General features: G+C 63.8%; 14 protein-coding genes and 1 riboswitch. Of the genes, 4 read left to right on the plus strand and 10 right to left on the minus strand.

Annotation, left to right across the window (positions count from 1 at the left end):
- Positions 1 to 66: 66 nt before the first annotated feature.
- The 3 genes from C7441_RS06305 to C7441_RS06315 all read right to left on the minus strand — a co-directional run bounded on the left by C7441_RS06305 (position 67) and on the right by C7441_RS06315 (position 2,284).
- Positions 67 to 987, minus strand: coding sequence for a pirin family protein (locus C7441_RS06305; protein ID WP_019169825.1), 921 nt, complete (start codon positions 985 to 987; stop codon positions 67 to 69).
- A gap of 109 nt (positions 988 to 1,096) precedes the next feature.
- Positions 1,097 to 1,351, minus strand: a complete 255-nt coding sequence (locus C7441_RS06310; RefSeq protein ID WP_019169826.1) for an exodeoxyribonuclease VII small subunit — start codon at positions 1,349 to 1,351, stop codon at positions 1,097 to 1,099.
- Positions 1,352 to 1,357: 6 nt separating this feature from the next.
- On the minus strand, positions 1,358 to 2,284 hold the full coding sequence (locus C7441_RS06315) for a histone deacetylase family protein (protein ID WP_109612142.1): 927 nt from the start codon (positions 2,282 to 2,284) through the stop codon (positions 1,358 to 1,360).
- A 123-nt stretch (positions 2,285 to 2,407) separates the two neighbouring features.
- A riboswitch (cobalamin riboswitch) is annotated at positions 2,408 to 2,592 on the plus strand.
- A gap of 49 nt (positions 2,593 to 2,641) precedes the next feature.
- Here C7441_RS06315 and bluB point away from each other — a divergent pair.
- Complete coding sequence (bluB, locus tag C7441_RS06320; protein WP_109612143.1) at positions 2,642 to 3,388, plus strand: 5,6-dimethylbenzimidazole synthase; 747 nt, start codon at positions 2,642 to 2,644, stop codon at positions 3,386 to 3,388.
- Here the strand turns inward: bluB and ribB are convergent.
- Together ribB and aroC are read right to left on the minus strand one after the other, a co-directional pair.
- Positions 3,360 to 4,457 (minus strand): 3,4-dihydroxy-2-butanone-4-phosphate synthase, encoded by a 1,098-nt coding sequence (ribB, locus tag C7441_RS06325; protein ID WP_019169829.1) that lies wholly within the window; start codon positions 4,455 to 4,457, stop codon positions 3,360 to 3,362. The genes bluB and ribB overlap by 29 nt on opposite strands.
- 97 nt (positions 4,458 to 4,554) lie before the next feature.
- Complete coding sequence (gene aroC / locus C7441_RS06330; RefSeq protein WP_109612144.1) at positions 4,555 to 5,652, minus strand: chorismate synthase; 1,098 nt, start codon at positions 5,650 to 5,652, stop codon at positions 4,555 to 4,557.
- 256 nt (positions 5,653 to 5,908) lie between these two features.
- On the opposite strand from aroC, the gene C7441_RS06335 reads away from it, so the two are divergent.
- Entirely contained in the window at positions 5,909 to 6,163 is a 255-nt protein-coding gene (locus tag C7441_RS06335; RefSeq protein ID WP_019169832.1) for a DUF1344 domain-containing protein, read from the plus strand.
- Positions 6,164 to 6,254: 91 nt separating this feature from the next.
- Here the strand turns inward: C7441_RS06335 and C7441_RS06340 are convergent, their stop codons facing one another.
- From C7441_RS06340 to C7441_RS06355, 4 genes are all read right to left on the minus strand, one after another.
- Positions 6,255 to 6,842, minus strand: a complete 588-nt coding sequence (locus C7441_RS06340) for a histidine phosphatase family protein (protein ID WP_109612145.1) — start codon at positions 6,840 to 6,842, stop codon at positions 6,255 to 6,257.
- 40 nt (positions 6,843 to 6,882) lie between these two features.
- A complete protein-coding gene (gene fabI / locus C7441_RS06345; RefSeq protein ID WP_109612146.1) occupies positions 6,883 to 7,707 on the minus strand; it encodes an enoyl-ACP reductase FabI in 825 nt (274 codons plus the stop codon).
- Between the two features lie 111 nt (positions 7,708 to 7,818).
- A complete protein-coding gene (locus tag C7441_RS06350; protein ID WP_109612147.1) occupies positions 7,819 to 8,748 on the minus strand; it encodes a DnaJ C-terminal domain-containing protein in 930 nt (309 codons plus the stop codon).
- Between the two features lie 121 nt (positions 8,749 to 8,869).
- Positions 8,870 to 9,265 (minus strand): RT0821/Lpp0805 family surface protein, encoded by a 396-nt coding sequence (locus tag C7441_RS06355; protein ID WP_244916073.1) that lies wholly within the window; start codon positions 9,263 to 9,265, stop codon positions 8,870 to 8,872.
- Positions 9,266 to 9,381: 116 nt separating this feature from the next.
- On the opposite strand from C7441_RS06355, the gene pdxH reads away from it, so the two are divergent.
- Complete coding sequence (pdxH, locus tag C7441_RS06360; RefSeq protein WP_109612149.1) at positions 9,382 to 9,999, plus strand: pyridoxamine 5'-phosphate oxidase; 618 nt, start codon at positions 9,382 to 9,384, stop codon at positions 9,997 to 9,999.
- A 178-nt stretch (positions 10,000 to 10,177) separates the two neighbouring features.
- Positions 10,178 to 10,624, plus strand: a complete 447-nt coding sequence (locus tag C7441_RS06365; protein WP_109612150.1) for a BA14K family protein — start codon at positions 10,178 to 10,180, stop codon at positions 10,622 to 10,624.
- 70 nt (positions 10,625 to 10,694) lie between these two features.
- Here the strand turns inward: C7441_RS06365 and C7441_RS06370 are convergent, their stop codons facing one another.
- The gene (locus C7441_RS06370; protein ID WP_109612151.1) at positions 10,695 to 11,456 is read right to left on the minus strand and encodes a crotonase/enoyl-CoA hydratase family protein; all 762 of its coding nucleotides are present in this window, start codon (positions 11,454 to 11,456) and stop codon (positions 10,695 to 10,697) included.
- Positions 11,457 to 11,476 lie beyond the last annotated feature (20 nt).

An 11,476-nucleotide genomic window follows, 5' to 3' on the forward strand; every position in this document is an offset into this window, starting at 1 on the left:
GAGATAGAGTGTCGCTCCCTGAATGTAAATGACAGGCGGGCTCACGCGCGTCATTTCGCCCGCGGATCAGCCCTCCGGCAGAGGAACAAATTCTTTCTCGTCCCCCGGCACGATGTCGAAACGCCCCGTTTTCCATTCCTCCTTGGCCTGCTCGATGCGTTCCCTGGAGGAGGAAACGAAGTTCCACCATATGTAGCGCCTGGAGCCGAGCGACGCACCACCGAAAAGCATGAAATGCGCGCCATGCTCGCTCCCCACCACGATCTCGTCGCCGGGGCGGAACACCAGCAGGCGATCCGACGCAAAGCGGTCGCCGGAAATGACGACATCGCCCTCCAGGACGTAGATCGCCCGTTCCTCGGCTTCGGCCGGGATTTTTATCCGGGCGCCGGCAGCGAGCCTGAGATCGGCATAGAGCGTGTCCTGAAACGTGGTGACGGGCGAGCGATGCCCTTCGAAGTCGCCCATGACGACGCGGCCGGTCACGCCATTGTCGGTGAAATCGGGCAGGGCCGTCGATGACGTGTTCTCGAAGGTCGGCGCCATTTCCTCAATCCGGTCGGGCAGAGCGATCCAGGTCTGCAATCCGGAAATGCCCTGTGCTTGCCCGCGCATCTCCTGCGGCGTGCGCTCCGAATGGACGATGCCACGACCGGCCGTCATGAGGTTCACGTCGCCGGGCGAGATGACCATCTCGGTGCCGAGCGAATCGCGATGCCGCACCCGCCCGTCGAAAAGATATGTGACCGTGGAAAGGCCGATATGCGGATGCGGGCGCACATCCAGCCCCTGCCCTGCCCGCAGGATCGCCGGCCCCATGCGGTCGAAGAAGATGAAGGGGCCGACCAGCCGTCGCCGCGCCGTCGGCAGCGCGCGGCGCACCTCGAAGCCGCCGATGTCGCGCGCATTGGGCACGACCATCAGTTCGATGGCATCGCAGGAGAATGCATCCCCCGGCTCGGGATCGCGGGCGGGAAAGAAGCTCATGGTGACCTCCCTGCATCGGCGGCAGTCGTTGAACCTTGCCGCCAGAAGCTATGCCCTGATCCCGACAATAGGAAGACCGCTCACCCGAGACGGTTCGTTCAATGAGCGGCTACTCCCCGTCGAGCGGCTCCGTTCCCACCGGCTTGCCGTCGCGCGAGAGGCGGATTTTCTCCACCTTGTCCTCGGCCGCCTTCAGCAGGCGGTCGCAATGCGCCTTCAAGGCCTCGCCACGCTCATAGATGCGGATCGACTGGTCGAGCGGCACGTCGCCGCGCTCCAGATCGTCAACGATGCGTTCCAGCGCCTGCAACGCCTGCTCGAAGCTCATCGCCTTGATGTCTTCGTTGTTCTGTTCGGCGTCCATGCAAGATTATCCTTTCATCAGGCGCTTCACATGCGCCGCGACCGAGAACGCCAGGCCCTGCAGGTCGTAGCCGCCTTCGAGCAGGCTGACGACGCGGTGGTTCGCATGGGTGGCGGCACGGTCCATGATCTGGCCCGTTGCCCAGTCGAAATCTTCTTCCGTCAGGTTGATCTCTGCCAGCGGGTCGCGGTGATGCGCGTCGAAACCGGCCGAGATGATGACGAGATCGGGTTTGAAATTGTCCAATGCCGGCAGCACGCGCGAGCGGAAGGCGTCGCGGAACAGATCGCTGCCGGTGCGTGGCGAAAGCGGCGCGTTGACGATATTGCCCGCACCCACTTCGGTTTTCGCGCCCGTGCCGGGAAACAGCGGCATCTGATGGGTGGAGCAGAACAACACGCTGGGATCGTCCCAGAAAATGTCCTGCGTGCCATTGCCATGGTGTACGTCCCAATCGATGATGGCAACACGCTCGACGCCGTGCTTCTTCTGCGCATGGCGCGCGGCGATGGCCGCCGTGTTGAACAGGCAGAAGCCCATCGCCGTGGTCTTTTCGGCGTGGTGCCCCGGCGGGCGCGCCGCAACGAAGACATTGTCCGCCTTGCCGGCGAAGACGTCGTCCACGGCGGCATTGGCGGCCCCCACCGCGGTCAGGGCGGCCTGCCAACTCTTGGGACTCACGGTGGTGTCGCCGTCGATTGCACGCAGTCCCTCTTCGGGAACAGCGTCGCGGATCATTTCCACGAAGCTTTCCGGGTGCGCATAGAGCAAGGTCGCCTCGTCGCCCATCGGCGCTTCGACCCGGTCGAGGGCGAGGAAGGGCTCCTCCTCCAGGATGCGCGCCACCGCGCGCAACCGGTCCGGGCGCTCGGGATGTCCGGACGGCGTCAGGTGCTCAAGGAAGATCGGATGGGAATAGAGGCGCGTGGTCATGGCAAACAGTCTATCAGCAAAGGCTGGCAGTGCCACGCACTACCAGCCAAAGCCTGGGGAAAATCGTCTCTTCGTTGCAGTGCATGTCGTTTCCGAGGGGTGCATGGCGCGCTTGCGCAAGCTAGTGTCGTGTCATTGCCAGGTGCCCGCCCACGCGGCGGGAGAATCGGGAACGCGGTGAAATTCCGCGGCGTGCCCAACGCTGTAAGGGGGACCGCATCGGCACATGCCACTGTTCTTGCGAACGGGAAGGCGCCGATGACGGTATGATCCCAAGCCAGAAGACCGGCCCGGCAAAGATAGTCGTCCGCTTGGTCAGGCAGGGCGACGCCGAGGACGTTCGCAAGGGGAAACGCGATGCCCGCCACCTGCCATCCGGCGCAGACGCACCAAAACCATGACAAATCATTCGAGCATACCGCCCGCGAGGCGGTCTACCACGCGATCTTCGGCCGCCGCGACGTGCGCAGCCATTTTTCGCCCGAGCCGCTGGAGGACGCCGTGCTGGCCCGCCTGTTGACGGCGGCTCACCATGCGCCATCGGTGGGCTACATGCAGCCCTGGAATTTCATCGTCATCCGCGACATGGCCCGGCGCGAGCGGATGCGCGACCTGTTTTTTGCCGCACGTGAGCAGGAATTGCCCAACATCGCGGCAGAGCGGCAGGCGCTCTATCGCAAGCTCAAGCTCGAAGGCATCTGCGAAAGTGCGGTGAACCTGTGCATCACATGCGATCGGAGCCGGGCACAGAACTCGCCGCTCGGCCGCTGGCACAACCCGCAGATGGATCTCTACAGCACGGTCTGCGCGGTGCAGAATTTCTGGCTGGCCGCGCGCGCCGAAGGCGTCGGCGTCGGCTGGGTCAGCATCCTCGACGAACGGGCCGTGAAGCGGGAACTGGAAATCCCGGCGCATGTCGCGCCGGTCGCCTATCTGTGTGTCGGCCGCGTCTCGCAATTCGCGAACCGGCCCGATCTGGAGGAAAAAGGCTGGGGCAGCCGCCTGCCGCTGCCCGGCCTGATCATGAGCGAAACCTTTGGCGGCTCGGGTGAAGCCGCCCTGAAGGACGCCGTCCTCAGAGGATTTCCGTCTTTGCGATCCTGATGCCGAAGCCTTCCAGGCCGATATAGTGGCGCTCGCGCGAGGCGATGAGGTTGATGGAGGAAATGCCCAGGTCCTTCAGGATCTGCGCGCCAAGGCCGATCTGACGCCATTCGTCCTCGCGCCGGCGGGCCTCTTCATGGTCCTCGTCGTCGCGTTGCGGACGGTTGCGCCCCGGATCGGCGACCCCGACCGAACCTTCGCGCAGATAGACGATGACGCCGCGCTGGCGCTCGCCCATCTTCTTCATGATGTCGTCCAGCCGGCAGCCGGCACCGAACACATCGGCCACGACATCCTCGGTCTGAAGTCGCACCGGCACCTCGGCACCGTCGCGAATGTCGCCATAGACGACGGCCAGATGGTGCATCACGTCCCACGGCAGCGTGTAGATGAAGGCCTTCGCCTTGCCGCCTGGCGTCTCGATGTCGAAGCTGTCCATGCGCTGGACAAGCGTTTCCTGCCGCTGGCGATAGGCAATCAGATCGGCCACGGACACCTGCCTGAGCCCGTTCTGCTCGGCGAAGGCGGCCACCTGCGGGCCGCGCATGACGGTGCCGTCGTCATTGACCAGTTCGGATATGACGCCGACCGGGGGCAGGTTGGCGAGCTTGCACAGATCGACCGCCGCCTCCGTATGGCCGGAGCGCATCAGCACGCCGCCCTCGCGCGCCACCAGCGGGAAAATATGTCCTGGACGCACGAAATCGGACGGCCCGACATTGCCGTTTGCCAGATTGCGCACGGTGAGCGTGCGATCGTCGGCCGAGATACCGGTGGTGGTGCCGTGCTTGAAGTCGACGCTGACGGTAAAGGCGGTGGTGTGCGCCGAATCGTTTTCCGCGACCATCGGCGCGAGATTGAGGCGGCGGGCGTCCTCACGCGTCATCGGCGTGCAGACGATGCCGGATGTGTGGCGCACGATGAAGGCCATCTTCTCGGGCGTGCAATGCACGGCCGCAACGATCAGGTCGCCCTCGTTCTCGCGCCCATCATCGTCCATGACGACGACGATTTCACCGCGCTCGAAGGCGCGAATGGCTTCGACAATTTTCTTCTGGTCGTAGGACATGGTCAAATCCAGTGAGTGGTGGTGGTCGACGGTGAATGGTCGGGCCGGATGGTTCAGGGCGGTTCTTTCCATTCACCATTGACCATTCACCGCGTGCTCAACGTCCCGTCTGCCCCCTGTGGCGCAGATAGTGATCGGCAATGGCGCAGGCCACCATGGCCTCGCCGATCGGCACGGCGCGGATGCCCACGCAGGGGTCGTGACGGCCCTTGGTCATCACATCCACGTCCCGGCCATCGAGATCGATGGATTTGCGCGGCGTGAGGATCGAGGACGTCGGCTTGACCGCGAAGCGCGCGACGATCTCCTGACCGGTCGAAATGCCCCCCAGTATACCGCCGGCCTTGTTGGAGAGGAACACCGCGTTTCCGTCATTGCCGATGCGCATCTCGTCGGCGTTCTCTTCGCCGGTGATGCGCGCGGCTTCGAAGCCATTGCCGATCTCCACGCCCTTCACGGCGTTGATCGACATGAGGTTGGAGGCGATCTCCTGATCGAGCTTGGCATAGATCGGCGCGCCGAGGCCGGCCGGCACGCCTTCGGCCACGATCTCGATTACCGCCCCGACCGACGAGCCGGCCTTGCGGATGCTGTCCAGATATTCGGTGAAAACCGGCACCGAGTCCGGGTCCGGCGTGAAGAACGGGTTTTGCGGATCCTCGACGAAATTCCAGTTCCAGCGGCTGCGGTCGATGTCCTTGACGCCGACGGAGACCAGTGCGCCGCGCACCACCATGCCGGGCACCACCTTGCGCGCAAGCGCGCCGGCCGCCACGCGCGCCGCCGTCTCGCGGGCGGAGGAGCGGCCGCCGCCACGATAGTCGCGCAGGCCGTATTTCATCTGATAGGTGTAGTCGGCGTGCCCCGGCCGGTACTGGCGGGCGATCTCGCCATAGTCCTTGGAACGCTGGTCGACATTGCGAATCAGCATCGACACCGGCGTGCCGGTGGTGACCATGGTCTCGCCGTCGTCTTCCGGCACGAAACCGGACAGGATTTCAACCTCGTCGGGCTCGCGGCGCTGGGTGACGAAGCGCGACTTGCCCGGCCGGCGACGGTCCAGCTCATGCTGGATCTCGGCGCGCGTGAAACGGATACCCGGCGGGCAGCCGTCGACCACGCAGCCCAGGGCCGCGCCGTGGCTTTCGCCCCAGGTGGTGACACGGAACAAATGTCCGAAAGTGTTGTGCGACATGAGAATTCAGCCCTGCCCCGGCCACGCCGGTTTTCGTCGTGCGTTCTATTGGCGTTTTGGGCGAGGGTCAAACCATGATCGGGCCACCGCTTTCACACCTGTCGGGCGCATTTTCTACAATTACCACAACATGTTGAAAACAAATGGTGAAACCGGCAGATTTAGTTTTGACACATTCGCCATGTTAGTGATTTGCTTCCCGAGCGCATTCGAGCCGCAGCGATCGGCGCCAAGGATAAACATAAGAGGATGGACCATGCGTAGACTGATCGGCGCTTTTGCCGCCGCTATCGTGACGATTTCCAGCGTGGCCTATGCCGCCGAAGCCGAAGGCAAGATCAAGTCGATCGACCACGAGAAACTGACCATCACCCTCGACAACGGAAAGTCCTACAAGCTGCCCGGCGAATTCGACGTCGATGCGCTTCAGGAGGGCATGGAAGTGCTGCTGGCCTACGACCAGATCGATGGCGTCAACACCATCACCGATATGGAACTGCCGTCGGATTAATTCCGCTTCACCCGACGACGCTTTCTCGAATCGTCATCGGACTTTGTCTCGTGATCTTTCCGAAAAGTCCGCAGCTCTGCGGGATAATGCTTTAAAGCCAGTCGAGACGACCGCCGCGCAGGCGCAGCACGCGATCCTGCGGGATTTCCAGCGCAGCGGCATCTGTCGCCGGCATGGCCTCCACCAGCCGGAAGGCGACGCGCAGGATTCCGCCATGCGTGACGCAGACGGTGGGCCGCTCAAGCTCATCGAACCAGGGCCGGACACGCGCGAGCAGCATCTCGTAGCTCTCGCCCTCGTCGCCGGGTGGCACGAAATCCCATTTGTCCCGCGCGCGGGCTGCCGTGGATCCGGGCGCACTGGCCTCCACTTCCGCCAGCGTAAAGCCCTGCCAGTCGCCGAAATGCACCTCCACCAACCGCGCGTCGGTGCGGTAGCCCTGCGCCGGCAAGCCCATGGCAACGCGCACGCGCTCCATGGTTTCGCGCGTGCGCCGGAGCGGGCTGGCGACGAAGTCGAATTCAGCCGGCCTGTCGATCAGTTCGGCCAGACGCCTGCCGTTTCGGTCGGCCTGGCTTCGGCCGCGCGCGGTTATGTCGGTGTCGGCCTGCCCCTGCAGCCGCTGCTCGGCATTCCACGCCGTCTGCCCGTGACGAATGAAATAGACAAGCGGATACATGGCGCGAGCGCGCCTCCCGGAAGCTCGGCAGGACCGCGGATCAGTCCTTGACGGTGGAAATGTCGGGCGCGTCCACGGCCTTCATGCCGACGACGTGATAGCCCGAATCGACGTGATGCACCTCGCCGGTGACGCCGCGCGACAGATCGGACAGGAAGTACAGGCCGGAATCGCCCACTTCCTCCGGTGTCACGGTGCGCTTCAGCGGGGCGTTGTACTCGTTCCACTTCAGGATGTAGCGGAAGTCGCCGATGCCCGAAGCCGCAAGCGTCTTGATGGGACCGGCCGAGATCGCGTTGACGCGGATGCCCTTGCCACCAAGATCGACGGCCAGATAGCGCACGCTGGCTTCAAGCGCTGCCTTGGCGACACCCATGACGTTGTAGTGCGGCATCACCTTCTCGGCGCCGTAATAGGTCAGCGTCAGCAGCGAGCCGCCATCGGTCATCAGCGCTTCGGCACGCTTGGCGATGGTCGTGAAGGAATAGACCGAAATGTCCATCGTGCGCAGGAAATTGTCGCGCGTCGTCTCGACATAGCGGCCATCCAGCTCCTCCTTGTCGGAGAAGGCGATGGCGTGGACGACGAAGTCGAGCTTGCCCCACTTCTTGGCAACGCCGTCGAACACGGCATCCAGGCTTTCGGCATCGGTCACATCGCAGTGGCCGGCAATATGGGCGCGCTCACCCAGCTCGGCCACCAGCGGCTCGACGCGCTTGCGAAAAGCGTCGCCCTGATAGGTCAGGGCAATCTCCGCACCCTGATCGGCGCAGGCCTTGGCAATTCCCCAGGCGATCGACCGGTTGTTGGCCACGCCGAGGATAAGGCCGCGTTTTCCGGCCATGAGGCCCTGTCCAACCGTCATGTGGTCGTTCTCCGCATTCTCTTCATACAGGAAATGCCCCTATCGCACAGGCACAGGATGCCTTCAAGCTTCCTGCGCAGCGAAACAAACCGATTGAAGTCGGCCAAACGGTCAGTTGGCCGACTTTTTCATCAGCGCCTCCAGTTCGGCACGGTCGGTTTCGGGCAGCATGACACGGATATGGACATAGAGATCGGCATGGCCGCCGCCCTTCTGCGTGAGGCCGCGTCCCTTCAGGCGCAGCACCTTGTCGGAGCTGGACCACGCCGGAACATTGACCGCCAGCCTGCCCGTGGGCGTTTCCACCGCCACCTTGGCGCCCAGCACCGCATCCTGCAGCGAGACCGGCAGATCGACATGCAGGTCGCGCCCCTCGACGCGGTAGCGCCCGTGCTTGCGGAAATGGATCTTCACCAGCGCGTCGCCCGGACCGCCGAAACCGGCCTCGCCCTGCCCTTTCAGGCGGATGGTCTGGCCGTCCTCGACATAATGCGGCAGCTTCACCGCCAGCTTGCGCCCGTCGGGGAAAATGGCCGTCACCTTGTCGGCGGCTGCGACTTCCTCGATGGTGACGTCGAGCGTGGCGTTGAGGTCGGCCCCCTTCGGCGCACGCCGGGCGCTGCCGCCCGCACCCGTGCCAGCCTGGCGAAAGGCCTGGCCGAAAAGTTCGCTGAAAATATCGCTGTCGCTGCCGAACGACTCGCCGCCCATCCCGCTGGTGCGGAACTCGAAATGCTCGCCGCCCTGCCCCCGCGCCTGCCTGCGGAAGCCGGCGAACGGGTCGCCGCCCGGCTGGCCCTCGAAGCCATGGAATTTCGGCTTGCCCTCGGCATCGATCTCGCCGCGGTCATAGGCGGCGCGGCTCTTTTCATCGCCGAGTATCTCATAAGCCTGATTGGCGGCCGCGAACCGGTCCTTCGCCTTGGGATCATTCGGGTTCTGGTCCGGATGATGCTTCTTGGCGAGTTTGCGATACGCCGATTTTATCTCCTTGGCCGAAGCGTTCTTGGCAACGCCCAGCACTTCATAGGGATCACGCATACCTTCTGCCTGCTGGAAATTCGGAAATTACAATCTGTCGAACCCTATATGCTCCTCGGTAGGAAGAAATTCCAGAGCAGGGGACGATATGAGCCCGGCGCAATGCGCGCGGCAGGCGAAATCACGTGGCGGGCTGGAAATCCAGCATGCGCCACAGGCCCGCGCCTGCCTTGCAGACCTCGCCATGATAGAGGCCGACGCCATCATAGCTCTCGCGCGAGGTGGTGAACTTGCGGCACAAGGCGCCGTTGTCGCGGCTTTCGATGACATTGCTGATTGCGCCGCGCGAACCGGTATCGGCATTGGCCCAGGCCAGCGGAGCGCCCGCCAGTCCCTCAAGGTCGGCCGAGGTGACGGCGTTGCGTATGGTGGCCTCGTCGGACGCGCGCTCCGGATCGGTCGTCGTCTGCGATGCGGACGCGACGGAGCCGGTGAGCAGCGAACGATCCACCTCGGCCTTTTCCAGGCTGAACCCGCCCATGCCGCAGCCTGACAGCAGGACGGGAAAACACAGCACCAGCGCCAGCCTCGGGCGATTCGATCGGAAAAGACACGACAAACCGTCGCTGCAAGCTTGCGCAACGCGCGACAATGGGCAATCTCCAGTCAACAACTTCAATTCGAGCGGAAATTATGGCCGAGACAGCATTAACAAGCGGTGACTTCTCCGAAAGCATGGAGCCGTTTCGTCTTTTTGCGGCATGGCTCGACGAGGCCGGCAGGAGCGAGCCGAACGACGCCAATGCGGTGGCGCTGGCCACGGTGGACAGCGACGGCCTGCCCGACGTGCGCATGGTGCTGCTGAAAGGCTTCGACGAAAAGGGCTTCGTCTTCTACACCAATTTCGAAAGCGCCAAGGGCAGCGAAATCCTCGCCACGATGAAGGCTGCGATGTGTTTCCACTGGAAGTCGCTGCGGCGGCAGGTGCGCATTCGCGGCGCCGTCGAAATCGTCAGCGACGAGGAGGCGGACGCCTATTTCGAGTCACGCCCGCGCGGCAGCCGAATCGGCGCCTGGGCGTCGAAACAGTCGCGCCCGCTGGAAAGCCGCTTCGCGCTGGAAAAGTCGGTCGCCGAATACACCGCGCGCTACGCCATGGGCCACATACCGCGCCCCGGCTACTGGTCGGGTTTCCGCATCATCCCGCGGACGATCGAGTTCTGGCACGATCGTCCCTTCCGCCTGCACGACCGCATCGTGTTCAGCCGCGCGGCGGATGGCGGCTGGGACAAGGACCGGCTGTACCCGTGAGGGCAGCCGGATTTCCGGGAATCTGCGACACTCCATACCGGTAACGCAGGCAGGCCGGCACGCGTGCCTTCGATGGAACCCTTTGTCATTACAAGAATTTAATCTTTTCATTCAGTTGAGGTTCATCCTCCGACTGCAACATTGCCTCACACGGGCTTGGAAACAGAATGAGGAACCGATGAAAAAGATATTGTCGACCATTTGCGCGGCCGCCATGACCATCACGGCCGTCGCCGCCACGATGGCGCCCGCCAATGCCGCACCAGTGCTGTTCCCGAAACTCGAAGCCGGAAGGACTGACGTGCAGCAGGTGCGCGACCGCAGGGGCTTCCAGCGCCGCGGCAACCATTATTATTACAACGGCCATCGCGGCTATCGTCACCACCGTCCGGGCTGGAGACGTCACAATGGCTGGTGGTTCCCGCCGGCGGCCTTCATCACCGGCGCCATCATCGGCGGGGCGATCGCCAACCAGCCACGCCCGGTATATCGTCCGGCATACCGGCTGTCGAACGCGCATGTGCGCTGGTGCCACGACCGCTACCGCTCTTACCGCGTTTCGGACAATACGTTCCAGCCTAACAGGGGGCCTCGCCAGCAGTGCGTCTCGCCCTATATGCGCTGATACAGGCACATGCCGACCGTTTCAGGCTCTTGCGACCCCGTTTCGGCGGGGTCGTGTCGTTTTCGGCAGGTTATTTCTTGCGGTTCGTGAAGGCGGTCAGGGCCGCCCTGGCTTCGTCCGATTTCAGCCGCCGGCGGAAAATTTCGTTCTCCTGACTTACCCGCTCCGCCACCGCCTCGCGTGGCGCGCGCAGCAGATCGCGGGTGGCCTTGAGTGCTCCGCGCGGCTTGGCCGCAACGGCATCCGCCGCCGCGAGTACTGCCGCTTCCAGCGCATCTTCGGGCACGACATCGTAGATCATGCCGGCCGCCCTGGCCTTCTCGGCCGTAAGCCCCTCGCCGAGACCAAGCATGGCAAAGGCCTGCTGGCGCCCGAGGACCATCGGCAAGAGCAGGCTGGACGCCGCCTCCGGCACCAGCCCGAGATCGACGAAGGGCGTGCGGAACACCGTGCGCGGCGTTGCGAAGGTGAGATCGCAATGGAGATTGAGCGTCGTGCCGATGCCGACCGCGATACCGTCCACCCCCGAAAGCATCGGCTTTTCGCATCGCACCAGGGTGAGCAGGAAATCCCACACTTCGGGACTGCCTTCCCCGCCCGTCGCCACGGCCATGAAATCGGTGAGGTCGTTGCCGGCCGAAAACGCGCCCGGCACGCCAAAGAAGACATGGGCCGCGATCTGCGGATCGGCGTCACCCGACTGCAAGGCCGCGGCTATCGCCGCATACATGGCGCTGGTGAGCGCATTTTTCTTTTCGGGCCGGTTCATGCGGATGACCTGCACCGCACCGCGCCGCTCGACCAGGATCTGGCCGTCAGCCAAGGTTCCCATAATTCTTCCCCCTTCGAATA

The organism is Pseudaminobacter salicylatoxidans, assembly GCF_003148475.1.
GTDB lineage: Bacteria > Pseudomonadota > Alphaproteobacteria > Rhizobiales > Rhizobiaceae > Pseudaminobacter > Pseudaminobacter salicylatoxidans.